Genomic DNA, 24,767 nt, shown 5'->3' with positions numbered 1-24,767 from the left:
CCTTAACCGTAAAATTCCTCTGTAGGGGCGATCGCCATTCGCCCCCAATGTAGCATCCGCACTTGCTCCGCCAAAGTTTTTTTCTGCCAACAGATAACAGATAACAGCCAACAGATAACAGACTTAGTTAATTCATGCTCAAATACCAATCAAAAACAACAACCAAATCTCAAAGATAGCGCTACTTGAGTCGGCAATAGGCAATAGGCAATAGCAGATTGTGAAACAGTTTTTCCTGCGGAAACCCTCCGCGAACAGGATTTAGAAATGTCAAATACCTATTTGCCTAGTGCTATATGCAAAAATTCCCTAGAGCGATCGTCAGGGTGAATGGCATTCCGCCTTTATGGCGAAACGCTCCTTTCTTCTAGCTGATAACTGATAACTGAAAGGAGCGATCGCTTTCCTATTGCAATCCCAATCAATTTTCTGCTATAATTCCACCAACAGTCTCAAATATTAACAGGAGATGCCTTATGTCTCTAACAGTTGAAGACCTAGAAAAAGTCCAAACACAACTAACAGAAGCACATTTAGACTACCGCACCGAATTAGTTGACGGTCAAATTATCATCATGGGATTATCAGACTACGTTTCCGAAGTTATTATCGCCAGGTTAACATTTTTCTTACAAAACTGGGTGATACCGAGAGCTTTAGGTTATGTAACTGGATCGGGAGCAGGTTTTCGTCTCCCAGACGGCAACTTGCGTGGTCCTGATGTATCCTTTGTTCCTGCTGCCAAGATGCGTCAAGCTCCCCGTGCTTTTGCCGAAATCGTTCCTGACTTAACTATCGAAGTCAGGTCAGCATCCGATAACATTAAACCTCTAGTTGAAAAACTGCAAAGATTTATCGAGTTAGGCTCTCAAGTAGGCATTTTAGTAGACCCCAAAAACTTGACCGTAACCGTATATCGCGCTTCTGGGGAACCAATAGTTTTAACCAATGAAGACACATTGACCATTCCCGAATTATTACCCGGTTGGGAACTGCCCATATCAGAAATTTGGCCACCAGTATTCGAGTAAATCTGTCGCCCAAAGTATAAGCCTTATCCAAAAACAACCCTCAGTATTCCCTCATGCCAGCTAGAGATGCTTACTATGCCAACTTAATTAAGGCTCTGGTCATTTCAGTTATCAGTTATCAGTTATCAGTAACTCCTACTAAAGTAGCAGGCTTGAAATACTGAATCAATTTTTTTTCATCCCCTTGAAAGGGGAGGCTTGAGACCTTATTTCTTGGTCAAAGATAACTGGAGTATAACCGACGACCCTTTCGTTATCAAGTGGGGTCAATTTCAGTTATCAGTTATCAGTTATCAGTTATCAGTATCTCTGGCACTCAGCATCGAGATTGAAATACTAAAGTTGATTTTTTTTCATCCCTTTGAAAGGAAAGCTTGAGACCTTATTTTTTAGTAAAAATAGGGGTATAACTGAAAAGTTTTGCAGGTGCTTCCCCAATGAATGACCTAGAAAATGCGGTCGGTCAGTATATCGTTTACCACGACGTACTCGAAAAAACTAACCCAGAAAGAATTCTCTACTTAGCAGTAGACGAAGAAGCTTATGAAGGGATATGAGCGCGAACCTATCGGCCAACTAATGCTAGAAAATCAGTGCTTAAATTTCGTAGCTTTCCACAAATTAGAGGAGGAAATTATTGAATGGATACCATCAGTAAATATCAACAAATAATCGAGAAAATAATCGGCGACTATGGTCAATTACGCTATTCCTATAGTGAAGTAGAGAGAAAAACGGTTTTTGACCGAGAACAGAACCATTATCTATTAATGATTTTGGGAGTAGAAGGTCATAAAATGGTTCATGGTTGCATACTTCATCTAGAAATTAGAGACGATAAAATTTGGATTCATCGCGACGGAACTGAAGATGGTATAGCAGGAGAATTGTTAGCAGCAGGAGTTCCCCAAGACAAAATTGTTTTAGGATTTTATCACCCAGAAACACGCAAGATAACCGATTTTGCAGTTTTTTAATTTGAGGAGCGTTTCGCGGAGCAAGTGTGGCAGCTATATCGCCCCCATTCCCTATAACTAACTCATGCTAAAATACCAATCAAAAACAACAGCCAATTCTCAAATATATGCAAAAGTTGCCTACTCCAACCACCAACCCTCAACTGAAAGAAATAATCGCCAAAACTCGCCAGGGATTGGAAAAAATTTATGGCGAACAACTAGAGCGAATAGTTCTCTTTGGCTCCCAAGCTAGAGGTGATGCTAAACCTGACTCGGATATAGATGTTCTTATCGTTCTCAAAAACCAATTTAACTATTCTCAGGAAAGAAACCGAATTTCTGTTTTGATAGCCGATATCTGCTTAGAACATACCGTCGTGATTAGCTGTATATTTACCACAATTCAAAAATACCAGGAATATGAGAATGGTTTGTTTCGTAATATTAGGCAAGAAGGAATTACTATATGAGTCCAGAGCAACAAAGACTAATTGAGAAAGCTGACAGATCTTTGCAAGCAGCACGAGTTTTAAATGACCAAGGTTTTTTTGATTCTGCTGCTTCTCGTGCTTACTATGTGATGTTTTATGTAGCTACAGCTTTTTTAGAAGGAGAGAAATTATCTTATTCTCGCCATTCTGCTGTTATCGCCGCTTTTGGTCAATACTTTGCCAGACCAAAGCGCGTTCCAGTACAATTCCACCGTTATCTAATTGATGCCCAAAACATCAGATTAGAAGCAGATTATAATGCGGATATACAAATTGCGCAAACAGAGGTATTACAAACAATATCTCACGCCGAAGAAATGATTGATTTTGCCTTAGCAAATATTGATTCTCTTCCTCCTTATTTTCCTTAAATATGGTAACAAAGCTACTGCTACTAAAAGAGTCACCTTAAAAGTAGAGTTTTCACTAATTTATCAATGTCTTATAGCCAATTTACAATCGAACAAATAAAATCAGAATTTGGCATTTTACTCTCAGAAAAAAACGGTATATTTGCCAAAATCCCAGAATCACAATACAGCCAATTTTTATCGGAAACTCTGGATTATAATATTCCATTAGCTCTGGCAATTAATTCAGAAAAGTCTCGTTCTGAACTAATAGTTATGCCTATTTTAATTGAACTAAAAAAACAATTATCAAATCAAATAAGTCTATTTTCTGGCAAAGAATTTACTGTCGATTCTCAGAGAGGTTTAAATGGATTTTGCGATTTTCTGATTAGCAAATCCCCCGAACAGTTAATTATAGAAGCTCCGGTTGTTACTTTAGTGGAGGCCAAAAATGATAATATAGAAACAGGTTTGGGTCAATGTATGGCAGAAATGATTTCTGCTCAGTTATTTAATCAGCAAAAAGGAAATGAAGTAAAAAAGATTTATGGAGTTATTACAACAGGTAGTCTCTGGAAATTTTTGGAGCTAGAAGGTCAAACTATTACTATTGATATAAATGAATATTATTTAGGTAATTTAGGTCAGATTATTGGGATTCTGAAAAGCTTTCTTGAAATGGAATATTCAACATAAATTTATGATAATTCCAGGTGTTTCCTAAATAGAGAGCGAATGCCATTCGCCCCTACTATGAACAAATAATAAACTTTTGCTCTTCCTTTTCCATAACCAAAGATTCAACAAATTATTAACAAAATATCAACTAAATAACCATGAATTATACCCACAGATTAGCAACTCCAGAAGATAGTCAAGCAATAGCACCCTTATGGGCAGAATTTGCCACCGAACGTGCTAATATTGACCCATCAATGAAACTTAAACCCAACTTCGAATACGAAAAATATGTTAGTTACTAACTGAATAAACCTCTATCCTATTGTTATATTTTAGAAACTCAAACTAACAATCAAATTGAAATAGTTGGCTGTATATTTATCTATTTCTACGATGAAGCACCACCTCCTGATTTATCAGCAGAATTTTTAGCAGAACAGGAACTAGAAAATCCCTTTTTACCCCGGCGTATTGGTTCAGTTTTAGGAATGTACGTTCAACCAGAACATCGTCAACCAGAAAATATTCAACTATTAGCAAATACTGCCATTCAAAAAGCCCAAGAAATGGAAGTAAGTGATATTGACTTATTAATTGCTGCCGACCAAAAAGGTATGCAAGCATTATTAAAACGCTCTGGTTTTACACCTACAGCAGTTCAATTTAGCAAACATTATGAAATTTCACCTAATACTAATTAACCTAATTTACACCCGCCTCACCCAGAATTAGATATACCAGAACCACCATTGCCAGGTGCAATTCCTTTAAGAGACCCTAAAACTAATAAACTGGTTTACAATAATCAAGATAAACCTGTATTCATTTATCCAATTACTGATAATAACCGGGAGTTAATTAAAACATCAAAAGGTCTACCTATTTATCCTACTCCCTTGCGAGACCCACAAACTCAAGATTGGATATTTGATGCTAATGGAGAGTTAGTAGTAAGTCCAATTTTTAAGGATGATAAAGGTGAAATATTTGAGCATAAAGGTATGGTTCAATTTCATCCTCCCAGTTATAAAATGGAGGGTCGAAAGTTGGTCTTAGAAAAAGATGATTCTGGTAATTATCTATTTCTTGATGTGGAACGAGATAGTCAAGGTAATATTGTTTTATCACCAGAAGGTCTACCTATTTTTCAACAAAATTCTCTTAATTAAATACATTCGGTGTTAAGGTAAATTTGCAGTATTCTTGGATGGAGGTTTGATATAGCAATCCTATTTTAGTTGTAATATTTTCCTGGCAGCTAGGAGTCAGGAGTCAGGAGTCAGGAGTCAGAATTTTCAAGGTTTTCAGCCTAGATAAACTATTATAAAAACTATTACGACCAATTTAGGATTGCTATATTCATCATACCTCTCCCCTATTCAAAAGTTCCCTTGATAATAATATTAATAAAAGTCGCCGTTGTATTGCTTTTTTGCTCAAAAAAACAGAAGAATATCTCCGTAATACCTCTGTTGACGGAATGGTTAACCATGTATAGCCTAAATTACATAACTAGACTAATTTATAAAAAAACAATGGCATTAGTTATTCCTGATACCCTCCCCTCCGCCAGCAAAGGAGAAAAGCGACTATTTAAACTATTAAGGGACGAATTACCCGATGACTTTTTTATCTACTACGAGCCTAATATCAAAGGTTCATATCCCGACTTTATCATTCTCAGTCCAGACCTGGGGCTATTAATATTAGAAGTCAAAGGTTGGAGCGCTGACCAAATTCTCAAGGCCGATCGTCAAATCTTTGAAATTTGCCAGCAAGGCCAAGTAGAAAAGTGCCAGTGTCCCCTTAGACAAGGTAAAGGCTACCTGGATACTTTGATGAATAAGCTTAAAGGCTTTTCTATTCTGTGTCAGGATGAAGGAGATTTTCAAGGAAAATTGGCATTTCCCGTGGGTGTTGGGGCAGTAATGACTAATATGACTGAAGCTGAGGCCAGGGAAGATAATATTTACCCTATATTGGAGAAACCCCAAACCGTCTACAAAGACGAGCTATTGGAATGGGAAGACCTGGGAGAACGAGGTTTAATCAAACGTTTGGAGTCAATATTTACCGTTCGGTTTAAATTTTGGGGATTGGAAGATGACCAAATCGACACAATTCGTGGTATTATTCACCCAGAATCAACAGTTAGAGTGGAGCCTGCTTTACCTACTAGCACTCCCACGGAAGTAATTGTTAAACCCGATGCCACAATTATCAAAACCTTAGACTACAAACAAGAGCAGTTAGCTCGTTCCCTGGGTAGCGGACATAGGATATTCTGTGGTGTAGCTGGTAGCGGTAAAACATTAATACTACTCAGTCGGGCTAAAACTTTAGCAGGTGGAGTCTTTAATCAGAAAGTCCTCATTCTTTGTTTCAATATAACTTTAGCTGCCTATCTGCGATCGCTAATTAACCAAGACAACAACCCTCTTTACCAACAGCGGATAACAGTGCTACATTTCCACGACTGGGCAAAATCTGTACTTGGCGGTTTGCCCAACCCTAGTAATTACCAAAACGAAGACGAGTATGATGAAGTAGTAGGTGATCGCTTATTCACTGCTCTAGAAAAAACTCCCACACAGGAAAAATGGAATGCCGTATTGGTAGACGAAGGTCACACTTTCCAACCTAATTGGTTTAAATGTTGTGCTGCTGCTTTAAAAGACCCCGAAAATGGAGACCTGCTGATAGTTTCAGATAAAAGTCAAAGTCTTTACCCACGCCGGAAATTTACTTGGAAATCTTTGGGTATTAAAGCACAGGGACGAGTGAGGAAACTTAACCGCAATTATCGTAATACAGAGGAAATTTTATCAGCAGCTTGGAACTTAGTTCAGTCTTTACCCGTTGAGGAAGACAAAGAGGAAGCGTTTCCGCTGGTTGAACCTACTACAGCTCTACGTCATGGCAAGCGACCGACGCTACATTTATGCAACGATAGGTTAACTGAAGTTAAAGAAGCTATTACTGAAATTCAACAATTAGTTTCAGAAGGCTATCAAACTCAAGATATTGCGATTATTTATCGGTATTTAGGACGCTGCGAAATTGATGATACCACACTTCAGTGGAGAAATCGTGCTGGTAGAACCTGGACACTTCAGACAACACAAAATACGGAAATACTTAAAGTGGGTAAAGATTGTCCGTACTTTGATGACGGTCATACTACTGCTACTGTAATATGGGATGGAGATAAAGTATCAGGAATACTTGGACCTTGGAATGAATTGTATGAAAAGTCTAACTAAGTTACTATAAATCCAACTAAAGATTAAGTAATTATTCGTTTCAACCTGTAAAAGAAGGCTATTATTTGGGCGAACTAAAAGCAGAAAATTATCGCCACAAACTACATTATTATCCCTATTATTGATATGTATGGAAGAATTAGATGTCTTTATCAAGTCGAATCCTGACCCCAGAGAGTTAAAATGAGCCATGGCTGTTAGGATAGCATTAAGAGGGCATCCACTTGACAACAAGGACTACTTAGCAGATACACAAACGAAGTAATGCACATTCATATTCGTAACATTCAAATTCAACAGAATATGATAGAATGTTTGTTCAATATTGGCACTATTAAAATAGCCTGTGCTGTAATATTTTTGTTATAGAACCCATTTGATAGCTATATAGAACCCCTAAGCGTATCTTTTGAGGAATAAGGTATATAGTTAAGTAGCGATATAGCTGCCGCTAGGCTCCGCCAACGCCAATTATCCTAAACAAGAGTTAGGCAAATGCCATATTCAAGCAGTTTAACAGATCAAGAATGGGCTCTGATTGAACCATCCCATACCAAAAAAGAAGAAAACTTGTCCAACAAAATGGAGCAAGAGAGAAATTTTAGATGGTATCTTGTATCAATTAAAAAATGGTTGTAATTGGTGCGATTTACCCAAGGATTTACCACCTTATTCAACAGTATTTTGGCATTACAAACAATGGCGAGAATCAGGGATAATCCTTGCAAATTAGAGATACATTGCATTCTCAAGTACGTCAACAGGTAAAAAAAAAGCCAGATGGACAACTTTAATCATCATTGATTCACTTATCTGTAAAAAATACTTGTAATGCTAGTATCAAGTCCAAGGGATTCTGTTTTTACAAGGCTACTAACGGAATTAAGAGACACCTAGCAGTAGATAGTCTCGGCTTTCCTTTTTTTACTCATTGTACTAAAGCATCAGTATCTGATGATGTTGGATTAATAGAAATGTTATCAGACAATATTAACTATTTTAAATCTAAACCAGTTAACATTCCTAAAATTAGTATCTTGCTTGATAATGGATATCACCCCGAAAAAATCATACAGGAGTTCGAAAAAATTTATCCGGCAATTATGACCAAGATTCGGTTTAAACTATCACCAAAACCATCAAAGACGGAGAAAGAAAATCTTGGAAAAACAGGATTTGTTCCTGTGAAAGCAAGGTGGGTCATAGAAAGAACTAATTCCTGGATGGAAAGGTGTAAAAGCTTGACCAAAAATTTTGAAAGAACCCTGAAAAATGCTACTGCCAAAATTAATCTTTGTTTTATTCGACTAATGCTTAAGAGATTGGCGATCGCCTAAGTTTTAAGAGATACCTTCAGGGGTTCTATAATTATGGTAGTCAAGTCTTTTCGCGCATCAATTTTGAGGAAAAATCATCATCTGAAGGAGTGTTGAATTTTTTGTATTATTTCTCCCCACATCTTCCTTCTTCTCTCTTCCCTCTTACCTCTTACCTCCTGTCTCCTATCTCCTGACTCCTTGCTAAATTTATGAAGATACCTTCAGGGGTTCTATATAGCAGTCGCCATTACTAGCGCGGACATTCTCGCTCCTCTCAAATTTAGCCCGTGCTACGAATTTAACTTCTGACTTCTGACGCGCGCACCTTCTAACTTCAGCTATAAGTCTGGAGCAAGGTTAGTAGGTGGCATAACACCACCAAAAACTAACTAACCAATTACCAAACACATATCTGGGCGCAGATACACTTTACATCCTCCCGTAGCTGCTCTACCAGACAGCGGTGGATTCCTAGCCATCGCGCTCTTAAGGCTTTCTGCTGCCTCTTTACAGAGGAGCTGCGCTTTTCATGTCGGCGACAGCCGAAAAGCGAAACAATGGACCAGCCTCAGAGGTCGAGCCTCTTTCCGGTCTAAAGGCGCGCTCCTAAAGACTTGCCAGTGCAGTTTTGGGGGTCTCCCCCATGAGCACTGGCGCTGATACTGCTAGCCCAGCAGCCTTAATCTAACTGCCATAGCACACTATTGGTAAAACTGCAATATTGATTGCTTTTTCCATGCGACGCCGTGACCGGAGAGCGCAGGTTTTCAACCAACGTTTATATAAAACAAGAAAACTATACCATCAGGGATAAAAGCTTAACTGGGGCAACCCCAGAGTTTCTTCCCAACCCATCATCAAGTTCATACACTGAACTCCTTGTCCAGCTTGACCTTTGATCAGATTATCAATAACTGACATGATAATAACTCTATCTGTACGGTGATCGACTTCAATACCAAGATAACAGAGATTAGTGCCACAAACCCATTTAGTTTGAGGATAAGTGCCACTGGGTAACACCTTCACCCAAGGGCAATTACGATAAAAAGCATTGTAAATAGTCAACAAGTCTTCTCGTACCAACCCAGGATCTCGGAGGGTACCATAAACTGTAGCTAATATCCCCCGTACCATTGGCATGAGATGGGGAGTAAATTGCACTTTCACATCATAACCAGCTAAATTACTACAAATTTGTTCAATTTCTGGGGTGTGTCGGTGACTAGCTACTCCGTAAGCACCAATAGAATTATCAGCTTCAGCTAGTAACAGATTAATAGCTGCTTTTCGCCCACCTCCGGATGTGCCTGACTTAGCATCAATAATTGCAGTTTCCGGTACTATCAAACCCTGTTTAAATAGTGGAGCAAGTGCTAAGAGACTAGCTGTAACATAGCAACCAGGACAACCGATAAGTTGAGCATTAGCTATGTGATCGCGATACAATTCTGGTAAACCATAAACAGCAGTAGCAGCTATATTTTTGTCTGTGCGTTCCCCACCATACCAAGATTGATAAGTCTCAAGATCAGCAAACCGATAATCAGCAGATAGGTCTAATACTTTACATCCTTTTTCTAATAAAGTAGGTGCCATTTTCCAGGCTAAACCATTGGGTAGGGAGAGGAAGACTACTTGACATTTACTGGAAATTTTGTCCAACTCAATTGGCTCTACCATTAAGTCTACAGAATGCTCCAGGTGAGGGTAGATTGAAGAAAAAGGTTTTCCTGCACTATTGTCTCCTCCCAGATAAACAACTTCAACTTTTGGATGATCCTGGAGCAGTTTCACAAGTTGCACCCCGCCATAGCCAGAAGCACCTACAATTCCTATTGGCACAGGTGCTGATTCTTTCATAGTATTAACTCTCCTAAGTAATTTTAGTAGCAAAAATTTTAACTTTTGCTGCATTTTAGTACCAAAATTAAAATTTGGTGGTATTATTATATTTTGTTTTATAATTTAATAATTTTTCCTGATAATCTTTATTAGAGCTTATCGTAATGTTTGTGACGAAATAAGGGTTTTTTGTGCCAAATATGGGATTATCACAGAAGTCAGAAGTCAGAAGTCAGAAGTCAGAAGTTATAGCAATGAGTGCTGGCATATTTACATACTACTATTATGTTCAGGAGTAATACAACTCCTGCTGCATGACCGATAAATACTTGGGATAAATTGCAGCATTGTCGTTCTGGTCTTTGTAGAAATACTTCAGACCCAAATCTATACCTACTACATTTCCTGTATAGTTCCCTGTTTCTTTAAGATTAGCATCAAAACAGAATTGAGTATAATAACCATCAGCTCGTCTGACAACTCTTACCCGATTGATTTTCAGTCTAAATAAATCCTCTCTTGTTTCATGGTTACAGAATACAGAAAACTTGCCTGCCTTAAATCCATCGGTGAAATTAATACTGAGGCAATCTTTTGACAGTTTCCAGCTGGTAGTCTTATACTCAACTGAGCGAGAATGTTTTTTGAACTGCGGATACCCTTTCTTTTTGAATCCCTCTCTAGAGCGACGATAAAAACTAGAGATTGAATTCCAAGCCTGTTCTAAGGCAAGATCTTGTACCTTAGAGCCGAGCCGTTTAATAATTTGGCTTCTCTAATAATCATGCTTGAATTTTACCATTAATCGCAGAACTTTTGGCGATCTGCTTCATTTAGGTAAGAATCTCGGGGCTTGCCTCCTTTTTTCTGCCACTACAACAAAAATGGGGTTGGTGATTAAGTAATGCTCTTCAATATTTATGAACCGTACAACTATAGTTTTTTCATAGAGATTTGAGACAAAAGCATTACCCATTCACCAACGCCACAAAAATGGTTGATAAAATCATCTCTTTTGCACTTGAGTTAGGAATGAGGATTTATTAACTTCCAGATTCCCTGTACAGGAGTATTTCAGTGCGATACTTCTAGACAAAAATTGTGGATATTATTTTATCCTCATTCCTTAATGAATCCTCAACATTTAAAAAACTAGTTTACTAACTAGACAGTGCGAAGTTCTTGGAATAACTATTGCTAGCTAAAGCTTTCAGTGGTCTCAAGGTTATCAACTCTCCCCAAACGAACTGTAGGTGCTGTAAGTATTTTCCAGTAATACTTTCAGTCAGATAAGCAAATCGTTTTTTAGAAGAACTTTGTACTTTCCAGTTACTAAGTGCTGTTATTGTATCTCATAACAACGGGAAGTGCTGTATTTGGAATCTCTCTTAAAATAACTATATTAATTCGGGAGTTTCTCTCGCGAATTTTTTCTTTCCTAACAAAAAGTGCTTTTCAGATAGTATAGACTACACTGAGTAGGCACAACCCAAAACAATCTACCTACTCTCTACTCCCGACTCCCTATCCCTACCCCAAAAGAGTTTTGTGATCTATTTATATGTAAAGTCATGTAATAGATGAGTATACCATTGACACTATAGGCGATAAATCACTGTAGATTCTTTAGAGGAGTTGTAAATCTGGTTAAAACTTGGTTTCGTTGCATAATAATCATTTGGAAGTGAATTAAGACAGTCAGTACCAAAATCCAGTTGGCTTGAGTAATATGATAATTAACCAATAATGACTGTGGAAAACTGTGATTAATAATGCCATTTTAGAAAAGACTTTAAATTACTATTCACGATTCTGCCATAGTTATTTAGAAAAAATTAGGGATACCTACAATAGTAGATTAAAACTCAAAAACCTACTGGGTCAATTAAATTAACTGACTAGATAATTTACCCTATACCTGTAACATTTTTCTTTCCTCCTCCCACCTCAAAAAAATTTGCACAAGAACAATCCTTATAGAGTAATAACTATTGCAAATTATTTCATAATTTTAGCTTAACTACAGGGGTAAGTTGTACATTAGGGAAATCAATATTACCTACTAAAATATTACTGGCCTTATGCCGTATAATGCTTTAGTAAAAATTTTTTTGCACAATTGATAAATTTCAGTATATATTATTAATAATCCTAACAATTTTCACTAAAATTGATTTAGTATAGTACTAATAGAGTAAGGAGAATTATTAAGAAATATGGTTGAAAATGCGAAACTTCCACTAACGGGAAAAAATTTGCTTCAAAAGGTAAAAGAACTTTCTCACTTACCACGAAGGGAAACTGCTAAACGTTGTGGATATTACACAGTCACAAAAAGTGATGAGACTCGTGTTAATCTCACAGATTTTTATGATGCACTTTTAGCAGCAAAAGGAGTTCCTTTGGATGCTAATGGTACGAAAGATGGTCGCGGTAGGGAACCAACTTATCGAGTTAGTGTGCATAAAAATGGCCAAATCGTCATAGGAGCTACTTATACTGAAACTATGGGTTTAAAACCAGGAGATGAATTTGAAATCAAGCTAGGATACAAACATATTCATTTGAAACAAGTGGATGATGAAAAAGCTAGCCATACTAATGGTAATGGCTTGCAAATAGAAGAATAAGTGGAATGGAGAGTCGGGGGATTTTAATTGACTGGGATTTAGAGGCTAATTTTAGCTTAAAAATCATTACTTACTTAGTGTATCAATCTTGTCAAGATTTCCAGATTCTCCCTATTTATTTCTGGCCTTGAGCTGAAAATTAACAGGAAAAATCTAGATTTTTACTTATCTTCTAACTCATATAAGTGTTCACATAAATTGTGGCGCAAAAATAGAGGAATTTTTTACCCATTTTCAACCTGCTATTAAATTGATAATAAAGTTGGAATTATTTTCACCTGGATTAAGTAATTTGTCTATGCGGGAGTTTCAAGTTTATTTATTCTAGCAACATTCTGTCAAATTATCCATAGTATTTTGCTGATTTTTTCCTGGTGCTTAATTATCCTGAGAGATTGGACTTTCAACAATATAATTAGTGAGTTGTGGAAGATATTAATTCCTAAGAGATTGTTTGTAAAATAAATCTAAAAAAGGGGATAGCCAACAGCTCTTCTGGAAACAGAGGGAAAACAAGAAAAACCAACTATTTCCACCATCAAAGAAGGCTAAAATATTAAATGTAACCTTTGTTTAGGCGCATCGATACCAGTGTTCAATATTGATATCATGTCCGGTAGCATCGGAGCGTGTATAATAGAGGAGGAGAAAAATAATTGCCCGGAGCGATCGCCACTCTTCAACCACTTGACAAATCATCAGTAGGCCATCAACGAAAACAAGTGAGACCTGTTTGGGAGCGATTGCCTCCGGCACGTTTCACGAACGCTGTTTCATTAAGTTGATACATCGCTCAAAAACTATATCTTCCATCTGGGATAAATTTTCAAAGGTTTAATTACTGATCGGTTCATTAATTACTGGCCAGAGTCGTTCGGCTGGTTGTAGTTCTGGTGTATGGGCTGGTAAGAACTCCAAGTGCAATCCCAGAAAGAATTTTGAGTTTTTTACTGCTGTGCCAACCTGCTTTATCTAGCACTAAAAGGATGTGTTTATTTTTTCCCAAACTAAAATGTTCAGCTAAGTCGGCCAACACTTGGTTGAACACAGTAATATTGACCTTAGGTAAAAGCCACCAATATGTTTCTCCTGATTGGGGATGTACAAACCCATAGACCCAGAACCATTGAAAACGCCAGTTCACCTCTGCTGTTGGTTGTACCCCAACAGGTGTCCATACTCGCCGAAAAATTGGTTTGAGGCCCAAACGATGTTCATCCATTGCCCAGAGTTCGACAGTGGCCTGTGGATACTCAGCTTTTAATTGTTCAAATCGGCAGCAGAGTTTTCTTGCTCCGTCTTTACGGCGAGGAGACCTCGCCGCAGGCGGTGCGCTTTTTTCCATTCCTCCTGTTCGTTTGGGGTTGCCGATTTCTGATGCTCAGGTCGGGGGATTCGTAATCTATATTTCATTGAGCGTAAATATTCCCATCCTCTGCGCCGATCAACTCGATGGTCTATTAATTCTGTTAACCAATCCCCTACCTTACGCCCATTCCATAATCCTCCATCTGGTGCTTTCTCTTGGATGGCCATTTCTAGTTGGGCTTGCCGTTCATCTGAGAGGAATCCTTTTGGCCCTGGATGTTGATGGCGACGATCTACCAATCCTTCTTTACCCTGCTGATTATAGCGACGTGCAATTTGACGAATCCCCTCCAAACAATAGCCTGTGACTGAAGAAACTTATGAGTGTTGTTTTTCCTTTTGCGCTTAAGCCAAATTATTTGGTATCTGGTCCTTTCTATTGGATCATAGGTAGCTCGGTAGTTTCTTTCTAGTTCATCTATACTTAGGTGTTCTTGGATACTTAAACGTCTTGGCATAATGGCGTACGCTCCGGACAGTTATTTTTCTCCTCTTCTATTATACACGCTCCGATGCTACCGGACATGATATGACATCTTCTCCTGCCTCAAGGCACGGAGATTCATACCGAGCCGTAGCTCCTCGGCGGGGTGAAATGTTTCTGGCTGCATATTATGCCTTGATGGAACTGGCCGACGAATGTCTTGTAATTTGGTTTTTGAGAGTGATTTCTGCTAATAATTCCCAAGCTATATCTGTTAGTCTAATTTTTCTAAGTCTTTTTGCTTCTCCTGGGTAGTTAGGGGCAAATTTTCCATCTTCGTTATGAAGTCGCCCTTGGGATTTTTGTTTGATTCCTAAGTATTGATTCATGGGAATAAGCAAAAAGTTTTTTGTTCTTAGTATATAAATGGTTATTACAAGTATATAAATGGTGTGATTAACAAAACTTTACATCGTCTCCTATTTTCTACATATCTTGTCTATAACCCTTGATAGTCCAATTTTTTTTCAATCCTTTCCTTGGTTGTATCTTCAACTATTTAGTCTAAACTCCTGTACCAATACCCTACTAATAATTTTGCTATAAGCGACAGGATGTAAATCCTTGATAGTATTCCAGCTTTAATATTTAGTTGACAAACAACCTCTAACTACTAATTTCAAACATTGCATTCTAGGAAAATCATCCTTAATTATTTCAATTAACTGCTGTTGACTCTTCTCATCTTTAGCAATAAATTGAGCTGTTCCATCTCCTTGAGACCCTACTCCTTTACCACCCCAAATATATTCTTGGATAGGTGGATAATTTAGTAATGAGTGCAGCACTGGAGATGTTAATTGTGAAGGACAAGCTGGTATCATATATCTATCAAATTCGCTTTGTGCTTTGACCATTAAGCTACCTATTTTTTCTGCATCCCCTTGTTGCAAAGCTAATGTGGCTTGTTGAGTAATATCAGCATTAATAACTCCGAGATAATGTTGTACATTCTCATTTATTTCATTGAGTTCTTCTGTATAACATTTATTTAATCTGGTCAAGATTTCTTGAGTATCTTTGCTCCCCCCTAAGTCAACGATCGCGAAAAATAAATCTTTTTTTGGTGGATTAAGTTCAATAATATCCGTTTTTTCTCCATCAAATATCATCATAATTGGTTGCTTACCATAAGCACAAGCTTGGTCCATCCTACCACAACGAGAAGGGGTAGTAACTTCTCCTTGATAAGCCAACTCCATTTCCTCTGGAATATTTAGGTTTAAATCATACAATAGGTTAAAAGCTCTAGTCACCAATACACAAATAGCTGCACTTGATGATAGACCTTTTTTAATTGGCAAATCTGTGAAATAATTATCTATTTCTAAACCACCTACTGGATAATTCTTGATAACTTGATATGCAACTCCAGCCACATAACTAAAGACCCCTCCCCTGCGAGCTTCTACTAATAATTTTTTTTGGTGCATAGGCAACTGAAATGACTGCATCAGACTGTCAGAATTTAAAGTTGTCCTGACAATTAAATCAGTGGGATGGGGTTTGATATTTGCATAAATTCCTTGATTAATTCCTACTACAATTGTATAACCTTTCTCTATTTGGGAGTTCATCAGACGATATCCTGCAGCCCAGTCACTATGTTCTCCAAATAAACAAAGGCGACCTGGTACAAATAGTTTCATATTGTTGTCTAATTATTCCTAATCAGGAGCTTGATCTGCTCTCTGCTTTGCTATATCTAGATAATTTTGATACTCAAGGACTTTCATTTGTGCCGTTTGATAATTTGGGTTAGACTCTGGCACTTTTTTCATCAGATCGACAGCTTTTTGCCAGTCACTAGCTACTGCGTTCCATTCAGATTTTGTTGTAGCCGTCTTGGCTTTTTGGGCAGCACTTTGGGCGCTCTTAACAGCAAAATACCAAGGGTTAGAGTCGGCAGTTGTAGAAGATTCAGGTGTTTTTGGAGATTCTGGAGCTTGAGAATCTTGAGGAGAAGTTTCTGGTGTAGATGAGTTAACATCAGATGAGTTAACATCATTAGACTCAGTATTTTCTGACTTTGACTGACTCAGGAATGGCAGTGGAAATATTTCACTAAAGTGCAGTATAGCAGGTGCAACTACTGCTACTAAGACACATCCGAGTAATATTGCCGGAATAAAAGGTATCTTCTTTTTTGAAGACTGAGGTTCTTGTGATAATTCTTCATCATCATCTTCATATTCTCCTTCCTCATCGTATTCTCCTTCCTCGTAATAATCTTCATCTATTTCCGTTTCGTATACAGTTTCCAATTCTTCATCTAAGTCATCTACAGTTTCTGGAAAATCTTCTTCTGGAAAATCTTCTGGTTCAGATTCTTTTTCAAGTTCAGATGTATGGGTTGTTGGTGGCGTGCCTAAAAAAAATTCCTCTTCCCACACTGGTGTATCATCTCCAGTCTGAACACCATACACCTTGACAGTGTTGATTGATTCGACTCCCAATTTCACAATTCCAGTTCGGATAAATTCAACAAGAGAGGCTTGTTGATTAGAAACTTGATCGGATTCTAGTGTAACTTCAAGAGAATCATTGTCCTTAGTTACTTGGACATTTATCCCTTTTTTTTGTAGTGAATGATTGATAATTGAGGAGATAACTTTTGGATCTCCTTGTTTAGCAAGTTCCCGCAAATTGTTTGATGTCATGACTAGCGCTCCTTTGGGCTGGAGGGCGAACAGTTAATTTACTTAATTACTATAATCAATTTTGATATTCTTAATACCATTTATTTGTAACAAGACCCTTAATAATTGTCTATCAAAGCTGATTTTGCTGGCGCAGATCGCTCCTGAATATTTAAGTGCAGTTTCAACGCTTATAAATCCAGTTGCTCTGAAACTTACCATAAATATTTGATGGAAACAAATAAACCTGACTTATCCCCTCAACTATATCTTATTAAGTTAAGTGTAGTTTCATCAGGAAATGGTATTATCGGCAAGGGTGAAAATCTTCACTATCTTAATGTTAGATTGTTTATTTTTCAAAAAATTGGGTTTCAAGCCTCCTGCCCTAAGAAGGGGACTTTAATACTATTAGGACTTACGCACTACAACCTATTTTCGTCATTACGACCCACAGGGAAGCCATCTCAAATCCTAGTTTTTCGTACCTAATGCGTAAGTCCTGCCTATATTTAAACAAGCGGAAAGGTATTCAACCTCTCAAATCAGGGTTGCCCAACCGCTGAGGATTTGCAGAATTATAAAAACCTGCTACTGGGTTTTATATTAGCAGGAATTATCAATTTTTCACAAGCAAGATAGAATGATTAAAATTTGCTTCTTATCTGTCTATACCTCTGGTTAAAAAAATGATTATACTACAAGTCTTAATCAAATCTTGAATACTCTCCTAAACTATAGCAAAAAAAATTATTAAATACTTGAGCTGATTCTATAATTATGATCATGTTAATTTGATCAATCTGTAAGAATACTGATTTGAGATAGCATTGAAGATAGAGGATTAGTAATCAGGTTGGAATTAATGGTTTAAATTAATTGTGAAATATTTTAAAGTTCTTTTCCAATCTATAATTTTTTGTTTTTTGCCTTCCACATACATTTCCATAAATTTAATTTTGGTCAGGGAAGACCTCAAGAAGAAATATTATAATTTACTGTGATGAATCTGGGAATTATTACCCATAAATTGTGAATTCCAGCGCCTTATAGTTTAATAAACTTTTTAATAAATTTTTCTAGAGATGTTTTTCTGAGAAAAGAGCTGACAAAGTTCTATGACTTTGGTTTGTAGAGTAGATACTTCCTCCTTTCCTTGCTTGAGACTTACTTCCAAATCTAACAATAAGGGCAAGCTTTTCTGTAACTGATTTAATGATAAAGACTTTACCTCTTGCCGTAAAAAATATACTCGTTTAGGGTTGCCTATTTCTGCAGCTTGAGCGATCGCCTTTTCATCTTTTTCTCCTGTCTCTATCATTAGTTTTACCCAAAACCATGTTCTAAATTGGCCTACTAAAGTAGCTACTATTCTTAATGGATGTTCATTGTGGGCAATTAAATCTGCTACTAACTCCAAAGCTTTAACCGTATCTCCTGAACGAATAGCTGTGGCCAACTTTAGACTACTTTGAGTTTGAGACCCCACCAGAGTAGTAATTACTTCTAGGTCTAAAACAGTATTTTTATTAGCATAAAGTTGCAATTTAGTCAACTCACTATGCAGTTGTCGGCGATCGTTACCTAAAGCTTCTGCTAAAAAAGCAACTCCAGGAGGAGTAAGCTTAACTCCTACTTCCTGAGCCATTTCTTTAACTTGCTCTTCGAGTAATTCTGTTTTCCAAGGAGGAATAGGAGAGAAATCTCGAACTTCAGCCCATTTTTGGAGCAATTTTGTGGACTTAAGTCTTTTATCGGGTTTATTGGGAGTAGTAAGTAATAGAATAGTGGCTTCAGGAATTTGAGGTAGAGTCCGTTCCAAATCCTCCAACAAATTTTGTGAGCAATGCTGAGTTATATTAGTATCGACGAGCCAGACAAAACGACTACCAGAACCAAACGGTGGAGTCATGGCCTGATTTAATCCAGTTTGAACTGCATCTGTTGCTGGCGAAATTTTGTCATAATTAAAGCTAGCCCAGATAGGATCGAGGACAGATTCACGCAAAGCATTAATAGTTTGCATCATTGAATATTGATCCTCGCCAAAGTAGAGGTAAATTGGCATAAGAAGCTATTTTTTGACAAGGGGCAATTAGATTGGACGATACATATCAGAACTACATTAACCGAGTAGCTCAGATGACGCTACTACAAAGTTACAAGTCTCAGTTGGAATATATCCAACCTTCTCCAAAATTTACTAAGCTGGATGGCCAGTTTCAGGCTACACCTTTTCCTGGTTATTCGGTAATTACTCCACCAGGGAAAGAGGACTCACGAAACAGTAATTTTTATCAGCATTTACAAAAATGTCAAGAACAATTAATGGAACTATTCGGTCCGAATTTAATGATTCCGGTGCCTGGTCATAGTTTTCATTTAACCTTAGCTGATTTAATTTGGGAAAGTGCCTTTATAAATGCTGGTCAAAATAATCCTCAATTTGAAGAAAAATTACGCTCTTGTATTACGGAAAGTTTTCAGGAGTTATCTATTTCCACAAATGGCCATCAAATTCAATGGCAAATTTTTGGAATTATAGTAATGACTAGAGCGGTTGGTGTTTGTTTAGTTCCAAAAGATGAAAGTTCTTATGAACAAGTTCTGAAGTTACGTCGGTCAATTTATCAAAATCCTAATTTCATTGCTCTAGGTATTGAACAGCAATATCACTTGACTGCTCATGTTACTTTAGGATACTTTGGGGAAATTCCATCAGATTTAGATATTGCTGGTTTGGCGGATAGCATTTCAGAATTAAATCATCAGTGGTTGGAAACTACTCCAGAAATTTTGGTATATCGTGGAGAACTCCGAAAATTTGATGATATGATGAACTACTATCGAGAATCTGATTGGCCTGTAGTAGATTTGCCATGAAGTTAGGCCATAAATAATGCTTGACTTAATTAGTTATATAGATAAATAGAAGAATTGGTGAATATAATTTTTCCCGCCGAATAATTTAATTTTTGGCGGGTCATTCACTCAAATGTTAAGGACAAAAATGAAATTAGCTGAAAAATATATTATTAAGAAAGGACACCGATTTTGGGGAGTATAAATTATGAGTTATCTTGGCACTCTAAAAATTTATCTCAACGTTGCTTGAAGACCCGCCCTCAGGAGAGGGCGGGATATCAGAGAGAGTAAAACCAATCAATGTTGCGGTTTTTCCAAAGCGTGTGCTATACTAGTTAAGCTAAGGCTACTGGGCTAGCAGTGTCAGTCTGTGGATCGACCGTAAGACCAAAAAAGAGGTTAGGCCTCTGATTTAGGTTTTATGTTTCGCTTCGCGACATGAAAAGCGCAGCTCCTCTGCAAGAGGCAGCAGAAATTCCCTAACATCACTGATAGAGAATCCCGCGTTGTTGGGTAAACGTAACGTTGGAAGGATGTCAAATAAGGGAGCTAATTAGATAATTCGTCAAAGTTTCATTTATGATAATGGTTATTTGACTTATAATTAGATGGATTCTGCGATCAAACAGACCCCACAATACAAAGTATTACCCGCTAAAGTTCCACAGCAACTATTAAGAGGATTAGAAAAAAATTGCAAGTCATTTTTGAGAGGGTTATCAGAATTTAAAGAAAATACCGATCGGTTTCTGGGAAAACTCAAAATCCCTGGCAATCGAGAGACGAAAAAGGAACGAAACTTATTAGTCTATAGGATTCAAGTTATTAGTAAAGTATCTCTCAAGAAAGGATTGGTCAAATTATCGAAAACTGTCATTAAATTTCCTACTCATGTGGCTGATTCGATAGCAGAAGTAAGAATTGTCCCTAAATGTGCTTGTTATGTAATTGAGATAATATATGAGACAACTAAACAGTTATTAAACCCTAATGAAATGATAGGTGCTATTGATTTAGGTATAGATAACTTAATGGCTCTAACTTCAAATAAACCAGATTTCGTCCCTTTGTTGATTAATGGCAAACCGTTAAAAAGCTTAAATCAATTTTTCAACCAAAGTCGCTGAAAATTACAATCCTTACTCAAAGGTAATCGCCAAAGTTCTCAAAGAATTCGTCGTCTCACTAGATGTCAAAATCATTTGGTTGATAATTATCTTCATCGGGCTAGTCGTTATCTAGTTAATCTTTATAATTGAAGAAAAACTTACCACATTAGTTATTGGCTATAATTCAGGTGGGAAACAAAACATTGAGTTAGGAAAACTCAACAATCAAAAGTTTGTGAGTATCCCTCATGAAAGACTAATCGAGATGATTACTTGTAAATCTCAACTGGCAGGAATTAAAGTAATTCTTCTTGAAGAATCTTGCACGAGTGTTTCTAATTTTTTAAATTTAGATTCTCTGCCAGAGTATGGGAAAGGGACAGAAAAGCCAAAGTTTAGAGGGAAAAGAATTAAGCGAGGTTTTGATAAAACAGATCGAGGATTTCTAGTCCAAGCTGATGTAATTGGTTCCTGCAACATTTTAACTGGCTGAAGAATCCTGCGCTCTCCCGTAGGGGAGCGTCGGGAGTATGTCAATAAAAGTATCTCCCTTATCCGTTTAATCTCTATGGGATAGAGAGGTGCGCGTACTTCATCCTAGGAGAATTCATCTCTCAAAGTAAAATAGAAGGGAATTTCTGAAATGAAATAATGTCTGTCTATATTTGAGTATACTTTTACTAAATATATAGAACAGTTAGGATATTTTCAAATTCTCAAACTTAGTCACAATTATAACTTGAGTTTTGAATTTTGAATGCCTAACTTTTGACTTGAGCTAGAAATTATCGTGACTATAAATGTTATTGGCATAGGTTTAGATGGAATTAGTGGACTAAATGAGTTAGTACGGAAAATAGTCGAAAGTTCGACTTTATTGGTAGGAAGCGATCGCCATCTCCGTTATTTTCCCAATCATACTGCTGAAACTATTGTACTCGGAGATGTACTTGAGGCAATTGTAGAAATACGGAAGCATTTACATTTAGATACTTCTAATAGTTGTATAGTAGTTTTAGCTTCAGGAGATCCTCTATTTTTTGGTTTAGGAAGGTTATTAGTTACACATTTTCCAGCAGAAAAATTAAGGTTTTACCCTCATCTGAGTTCTGTACAATTAGCTTTTAGTCGGATCAAAATTCCTTGGCAAGATGCAAAAATAATTAGCGTTCATGGTCGATCTATGGATGAGTTAATTCAAGTATTACAGCAGGGAGTTGAGAAAATTGCTGTGTTAACAGATCCTACCAATACACCAAAGGCGATCGCTAATTTGCTACTAGCTTTAAATTTACCAACTAAATATCAATTTTGGGTGTGTGAAAATATTGGTAGTGAGGATGAACGAGTGCAAAAATGGTCTATAGATGCAGTACAACAAGAAATATTTGCACCGTTAAATTTAGTAGTATTATTGCGTCAATCTAAAATACCTCATCAACCTCTAGATTTAGCTAATTTGCCTCTGTTGGGGATACCAGATAATTATTTTTTAAGTTATGATGACCGCCCAGGATTGATGACAAAACGGGAAGTCCGGGTGTTAATTTTAGCTGAGTTAAACTTGCAACCAAAACAAATAATATGGGATATTGGTGCTGGTACAGGTTCTGTTTCGGTTGAAATTGCTCGCCTTTGCAGTAATTCTATAGTATATGCAATTGAAAAAACTGCTGTAGGAACAAGTTTAATTGAAGAAAATTGCCGTCGCTTTCAGGTGAAAAATGTAGTTTCTATTCATGGTAATGCTCCCGACATTTTACATCACCTGCGTCCTCCCCATAGAATTTTTATTGGGGGTAATAGTGGTAAACTCAGAAATATTCTGGGAGTTTGTGGCATTAGAATGCTGCCTGGAGGAATAATAGTTTTAGCATTTACAACTTTGGAAAATTTGTATACTGCTGTAAGTTGGGTAGAGGAAAGAACAAGAAGCGATCGCTCTTGGAGTTATCGTCTTTTGCAGGTGCAGTTATCTCGTTCTATACCTGTAGCTAATTTAACTCGGTTTAATCCTCTTAATCCTGTGACAATTATGATTGTTAGTAGAAAAACCTAAGAAAATTTAAACCGTTGTTGAATTACTGTATAATATTAATTCTAATTGCTTAAAAATTAGGTATGGTAGGTTTTGATAATTAAAATCTCACTCTAGAGTCCAGAAATTATCCTCAAACCAACTCCTATGAAAAATTATCAACACCTATAATTTTGGTATCTAATGCCAAACGCGATCAATGTTTGTTACAAATGCTAGGGACGTTGCATGCAACGGGAGTAGGTCAGACCGAAGTTGGAGTAAATATTGAATAAAAAAAGGGAAAATGATAGATATAGCTTTCTCAAATAAATTAGAGAAGTTCTTTTTAAGTATTTCCGATCGCTTTTTGCAGCTTTTTCTAGCATACTTTTTTCAAACTCGTATAATGCCAACTTTCAATAGAAAAAGAAAACCCAGCCAGTTTGAGCTGGGTTCGATCAATCAGGGTGTATCAATAATTAGATTTTCGCATAAATTGTGACAAATTTCGCAAAAGTTACTAAATTTCCCTAAAAAAACCTCCGCAGTTATTTTTTTACTAAGGTTTTAACTACTGATAAAAGTCTTTCAACTTCAGATAATCTCTGAGTCAATGCAACTTAATCATTGATACCTAGATATTGAGTCAAGGCACTTAATTATCACTTCAGTATTCGTAATATCTGTTAAATATTAAATATGCCATTATTACATACAGTACTGTAAAATAATCAAATACTAAATAATTTAACTCTATTTATAGCACTCGAAGTAAAGATTAGGAAATAATAGAGAAAAATTATCTGGAAAAGATTATGCTTGCTCCTTATAGCTACGAGTTAAGACAAAAATTTATTAATGCCATCGATGATGGGATGAGTAAAATTCAAGCAAGTTCTGTTTTTAAGATTAGTCGTAATACCATCAATATTTAGTTACACAGAAAAAGAGAAACCAGGGATATAAGAGCAAAAACAGGTTATCAAAAAGGATATAATCCCAAAATACCAGACGCGCGAACAATGAGCGAGAATTTGCTCACATTAATAGCAGTAAAACTTAAAAAGAAATGACATTTGAATGACCATAATCATTTAGCGATTACTGATGCAAAGCTCCGCTAACGCACTATAGGTAAAGCCTTAAAAAAAATTGGCTATACAAGAAAAAAAAACTTACGGTTACAGAGAAATAGATGAAGAGAAAAGAAAAGAATTTCTGGCCAAAATTAGCCATAAAAGGCCGGAAAAGTTGGTGTATATAGATGAATCAGGTATGGATAATAGAGAAGATTATAATTATGGATGGAATGAATATAGATGAACCAGGTATGGATAATAGAGAAGATTATAATTATGGATGGAATGAATTTGGAAAAATATTTTACGATTTAAAGTCAGGAAAAAGAAGTCTAAGGGTTAGTATTATCAGTGGTTTATGTCGGGGAAAATGTAAGGATTCAGGTGAGAACGATATAGCTGCCGCACTTGCTCCGCCAACGCTTAACTGGTGAAGCTCTATAACTTTAGGAAATCTGGGACAGGTTGACAAACAATCAAACTAGTGGACCGACACAGCTAAAATGGTGCATTAGAATAGCCAGCTAAAAGTTACTATTGCCTAGACAAGCGATCGCTAAAAATAGACAATCAAAAACAAGCGATCGCTAAAAATAGACAATCAAAAACAAGCGATCGCTAAAAATAGACA

The 24,767-nt window shown here is 36.8% G+C and carries 24 protein-coding genes and 3 pseudogenes; 19 read left to right on the top strand and 8 right to left on the bottom strand.

The window, feature by feature from the left end:
• Nucleotides 1-2 precede the first annotated feature (2 nt).
• Nucleotides 3-149, bottom strand: a complete 147-nt coding sequence (locus ACP6PM_RS21960; RefSeq protein ID WP_426588374.1) for a hypothetical protein — start codon at nucleotides 147-149, stop codon at nucleotides 3-5.
• A gap of 327 nt (nucleotides 150-476) precedes the next feature.
• On the opposite strand from ACP6PM_RS21960, the gene ACP6PM_RS21955 reads away from it, so the two are divergent.
• From ACP6PM_RS21955 to ACP6PM_RS21895, 13 genes and pseudogenes are all read left to right on the top strand, one after another.
• Nucleotides 477-1,031 (top strand): Uma2 family endonuclease, encoded by a 555-nt coding sequence (locus ACP6PM_RS21955; protein ID WP_426588372.1) that lies wholly within the window; start codon nucleotides 477-479, stop codon nucleotides 1,029-1,031.
• A 410-nt stretch (nucleotides 1,032-1,441) separates the two neighbouring features.
• Nucleotides 1,442-1,588: an element excision factor XisH family protein gene (locus ACP6PM_RS21950; protein WP_426588392.1), complete on the top strand. Its 147-nt coding sequence runs from the start codon at nucleotides 1,442-1,444 to the stop codon at nucleotides 1,586-1,588.
• 84 nt (nucleotides 1,589-1,672) lie between these two features.
• Nucleotides 1,673-2,008, top strand: coding sequence for a XisI protein (locus ACP6PM_RS21945; protein WP_426588370.1), 336 nt, complete (start codon nucleotides 1,673-1,675; stop codon nucleotides 2,006-2,008).
• A gap of 107 nt (nucleotides 2,009-2,115) precedes the next feature.
• The gene (locus tag ACP6PM_RS21940; RefSeq protein WP_426588368.1) at nucleotides 2,116-2,460 is read left to right on the top strand and encodes a nucleotidyltransferase domain-containing protein; all 345 of its coding nucleotides are present in this window, start codon (nucleotides 2,116-2,118) and stop codon (nucleotides 2,458-2,460) included.
• Nucleotides 2,457-2,852: a HEPN domain-containing protein gene (locus tag ACP6PM_RS21935; RefSeq protein ID WP_426588366.1), complete on the top strand. Its 396-nt coding sequence runs from the start codon at nucleotides 2,457-2,459 to the stop codon at nucleotides 2,850-2,852. Before ACP6PM_RS21940 ends, ACP6PM_RS21935 begins: the two co-directional genes overlap by 4 nt.
• Before the next feature lie 66 nt (nucleotides 2,853-2,918).
• Nucleotides 2,919-3,530, top strand: coding sequence for a hypothetical protein (locus ACP6PM_RS21930; protein ID WP_426588364.1), 612 nt, complete (start codon nucleotides 2,919-2,921; stop codon nucleotides 3,528-3,530).
• 140 nt (nucleotides 3,531-3,670) lie between these two features.
• Nucleotides 3,671-3,817, top strand: a complete 147-nt coding sequence (locus tag ACP6PM_RS21925) for a hypothetical protein (protein ID WP_426588362.1) — start codon at nucleotides 3,671-3,673, stop codon at nucleotides 3,815-3,817.
• Nucleotides 3,818-4,216 carry a GNAT family N-acetyltransferase gene (locus ACP6PM_RS21920; RefSeq protein WP_426588390.1) on the top strand — a complete coding sequence of 133 codons (399 nt, stop codon included), beginning with the start codon at nucleotides 3,818-3,820 and terminating at the stop codon, nucleotides 4,214-4,216. It abuts the gene before it with no gap.
• Nucleotides 4,217-4,264: 48 nt separating this feature from the next.
• Nucleotides 4,265-4,684, top strand: coding sequence for a hypothetical protein (locus ACP6PM_RS21915; protein ID WP_426588360.1), 420 nt, complete (start codon nucleotides 4,265-4,267; stop codon nucleotides 4,682-4,684).
• 366 nt (nucleotides 4,685-5,050) lie between these two features.
• Nucleotides 5,051-6,778, top strand: a complete 1,728-nt coding sequence (locus ACP6PM_RS21910; RefSeq protein WP_426588358.1) for a nuclease-related domain-containing DEAD/DEAH box helicase — start codon at nucleotides 5,051-5,053, stop codon at nucleotides 6,776-6,778.
• Between the two features lie 243 nt (nucleotides 6,779-7,021).
• A pseudogene (locus ACP6PM_RS21905) lies at nucleotides 7,022-7,147 on the top strand (hypothetical protein); the annotation flags it as partial.
• Nucleotides 7,148-7,316: 169 nt separating this feature from the next.
• A complete protein-coding gene (locus ACP6PM_RS21900; RefSeq protein WP_426588356.1) occupies nucleotides 7,317-7,511 on the top strand; it encodes a transposase in 195 nt (64 codons plus the stop codon).
• Nucleotides 7,512-7,578: 67 nt separating this feature from the next.
• A complete protein-coding gene (locus ACP6PM_RS21895; RefSeq protein ID WP_426588354.1) occupies nucleotides 7,579-8,115 on the top strand; it encodes a transposase in 537 nt (178 codons plus the stop codon).
• A gap of 786 nt (nucleotides 8,116-8,901) precedes the next feature.
• Here ACP6PM_RS21895 and argC read toward each other — a convergent pair.
• Nucleotides 8,902-9,960 carry an N-acetyl-gamma-glutamyl-phosphate reductase gene (gene argC, locus ACP6PM_RS21890; protein WP_426588352.1) on the bottom strand — a complete coding sequence of 353 codons (1,059 nt, stop codon included), beginning with the start codon at nucleotides 9,958-9,960 and terminating at the stop codon, nucleotides 8,902-8,904.
• A 2,198-nt stretch (nucleotides 9,961-12,158) separates the two neighbouring features.
• Here argC and ACP6PM_RS21885 point away from each other — a divergent pair.
• Complete coding sequence (locus ACP6PM_RS21885) at nucleotides 12,159-12,572, top strand: AbrB family transcriptional regulator (protein ID WP_293100522.1); 414 nt, start codon at nucleotides 12,159-12,161, stop codon at nucleotides 12,570-12,572.
• A 573-nt stretch (nucleotides 12,573-13,145) separates the two neighbouring features.
• Here the strand turns inward: ACP6PM_RS21885 and ACP6PM_RS21880 are convergent.
• The 6 genes and pseudogenes from ACP6PM_RS21880 to holA form a co-directional block, all read right to left on the bottom strand.
• Nucleotides 13,146-13,328 (bottom strand): hypothetical protein, encoded by a 183-nt coding sequence (locus ACP6PM_RS21880; protein WP_426588350.1) that lies wholly within the window; start codon nucleotides 13,326-13,328, stop codon nucleotides 13,146-13,148.
• A 3-nt stretch (nucleotides 13,329-13,331) separates the two neighbouring features.
• Nucleotides 13,332-14,398, bottom strand: a pseudogene (locus tag ACP6PM_RS21875) (IS630 family transposase).
• A 154-nt stretch (nucleotides 14,399-14,552) separates the two neighbouring features.
• Nucleotides 14,553-14,753 (bottom strand): hypothetical protein, encoded by a 201-nt coding sequence (locus tag ACP6PM_RS21870; RefSeq protein WP_426588349.1) that lies wholly within the window; start codon nucleotides 14,751-14,753, stop codon nucleotides 14,553-14,555.
• Between the two features lie 252 nt (nucleotides 14,754-15,005).
• On the bottom strand, nucleotides 15,006-16,073 hold the full coding sequence (locus tag ACP6PM_RS21865) for a mevalonate kinase family protein (RefSeq protein ID WP_426588347.1): 1,068 nt from the start codon (nucleotides 16,071-16,073) through the stop codon (nucleotides 15,006-15,008).
• An 18-nt stretch (nucleotides 16,074-16,091) separates the two neighbouring features.
• On the bottom strand, nucleotides 16,092-17,084 hold the full coding sequence (locus ACP6PM_RS21860; protein WP_426588345.1) for a hypothetical protein: 993 nt from the start codon (nucleotides 17,082-17,084) through the stop codon (nucleotides 16,092-16,094).
• A gap of 1,045 nt (nucleotides 17,085-18,129) precedes the next feature.
• A complete protein-coding gene (gene holA, locus ACP6PM_RS21855; protein ID WP_426588344.1) occupies nucleotides 18,130-19,131 on the bottom strand; it encodes a DNA polymerase III subunit delta in 1,002 nt (333 codons plus the stop codon).
• Between the two features lie 74 nt (nucleotides 19,132-19,205).
• On the opposite strand from holA, the gene ACP6PM_RS21850 reads away from it, so the two are divergent.
• The 5 genes and pseudogenes from ACP6PM_RS21850 to ACP6PM_RS21830 all read left to right on the top strand — a co-directional run.
• A complete protein-coding gene (locus ACP6PM_RS21850; protein ID WP_426588342.1) occupies nucleotides 19,206-19,946 on the top strand; it encodes a DUF1868 domain-containing protein in 741 nt (246 codons plus the stop codon).
• Between the two features lie 590 nt (nucleotides 19,947-20,536).
• Nucleotides 20,537-21,055 carry a hypothetical protein gene (locus ACP6PM_RS21845; protein WP_426588340.1) on the top strand — a complete coding sequence of 173 codons (519 nt, stop codon included), beginning with the start codon at nucleotides 20,537-20,539 and terminating at the stop codon, nucleotides 21,053-21,055.
• 118 nt (nucleotides 21,056-21,173) lie between these two features.
• Nucleotides 21,174-21,530: an IS200/IS605 family accessory protein TnpB-related protein gene (locus tag ACP6PM_RS21840; RefSeq protein WP_426588388.1), complete on the top strand. Its 357-nt coding sequence runs from the start codon at nucleotides 21,174-21,176 to the stop codon at nucleotides 21,528-21,530.
• Between the two features lie 297 nt (nucleotides 21,531-21,827).
• The gene (cbiE, locus tag ACP6PM_RS21835) at nucleotides 21,828-23,096 is read left to right on the top strand and encodes a precorrin-6y C5,15-methyltransferase (decarboxylating) subunit CbiE (RefSeq protein WP_426588338.1); all 1,269 of its coding nucleotides are present in this window, start codon (nucleotides 21,828-21,830) and stop codon (nucleotides 23,094-23,096) included.
• 776 nt (nucleotides 23,097-23,872) lie between these two features.
• A pseudogene (locus ACP6PM_RS21830) lies at nucleotides 23,873-24,507 on the top strand (IS630 transposase-related protein); the annotation flags it as partial.
• Between the last annotated feature and the right edge of the window lie 260 nt (nucleotides 24,508-24,767).

The organism is Dapis brunnea BLCC-M229 (assembly GCF_050015995.1).
Classification (GTDB): Bacteria; Cyanobacteriota; Cyanobacteriia; order Cyanobacteriales; family Microcoleaceae; genus Trichodesmium.
Note: the sequence above shows the minus strand (reverse complement) of the source record. Positions and strands in the feature narration are given on the sequence as shown.

What these genes read in the sequence shown, in the direction of transcription:
- ACP6PM_RS21845 (WP_426588340.1), top strand. Translation starts at nt 20,537, where the DNA reads ATGGATTCTGCGATCAAACAGACCCCACAATACAAAGTATTACCCGCT.
- ACP6PM_RS21930 (WP_426588364.1), top strand. Translation starts at nt 2,919, where the DNA reads ATGTCTTATAGCCAATTTACAATCGAACAAATAAAATCAGAATTTGGC.
- holA (WP_426588344.1), bottom strand. Translation starts at nt 19,131, where the DNA reads ATGCCAATTTACCTCTACTTTGGCGAGGATCAATATTCAATGATGCAA.
- ACP6PM_RS21850 (WP_426588342.1), top strand. Translation starts at nt 19,206, where the DNA reads ATGACGCTACTACAAAGTTACAAGTCTCAGTTGGAATATATCCAACCT.
- ACP6PM_RS21945 (WP_426588370.1), top strand. Translation starts at nt 1,673, where the DNA reads ATGGATACCATCAGTAAATATCAACAAATAATCGAGAAAATAATCGGC.
- ACP6PM_RS21885 (WP_293100522.1), top strand. Translation starts at nt 12,159, where the DNA reads ATGGTTGAAAATGCGAAACTTCCACTAACGGGAAAAAATTTGCTTCAA.
- ACP6PM_RS21860 (WP_426588345.1), bottom strand. Translation starts at nt 17,084, where the DNA reads ATGACATCAAACAATTTGCGGGAACTTGCTAAACAAGGAGATCCAAAA.
- ACP6PM_RS21955 (WP_426588372.1), top strand. Translation starts at nt 477, where the DNA reads ATGTCTCTAACAGTTGAAGACCTAGAAAAAGTCCAAACACAACTAACA.
- argC (WP_426588352.1), bottom strand. Translation starts at nt 9,960, where the DNA reads ATGAAAGAATCAGCACCTGTGCCAATAGGAATTGTAGGTGCTTCTGGC.
- ACP6PM_RS21870 (WP_426588349.1), bottom strand. Translation starts at nt 14,753, where the DNA reads ATGAATCAATACTTAGGAATCAAACAAAAATCCCAAGGGCGACTTCAT.
- ACP6PM_RS21865 (WP_426588347.1), bottom strand. Translation starts at nt 16,073, where the DNA reads ATGAAACTATTTGTACCAGGTCGCCTTTGTTTATTTGGAGAACATAGT.
- ACP6PM_RS21940 (WP_426588368.1), top strand. Translation starts at nt 2,116, where the DNA reads ATGCAAAAGTTGCCTACTCCAACCACCAACCCTCAACTGAAAGAAATA.
- ACP6PM_RS21910 (WP_426588358.1), top strand. Translation starts at nt 5,051, where the DNA reads ATGGCATTAGTTATTCCTGATACCCTCCCCTCCGCCAGCAAAGGAGAA.
- ACP6PM_RS21925 (WP_426588362.1), top strand. Translation starts at nt 3,671, where the DNA reads ATGAATTATACCCACAGATTAGCAACTCCAGAAGATAGTCAAGCAATA.
- ACP6PM_RS21935 (WP_426588366.1), top strand. Translation starts at nt 2,457, where the DNA reads ATGAGTCCAGAGCAACAAAGACTAATTGAGAAAGCTGACAGATCTTTG.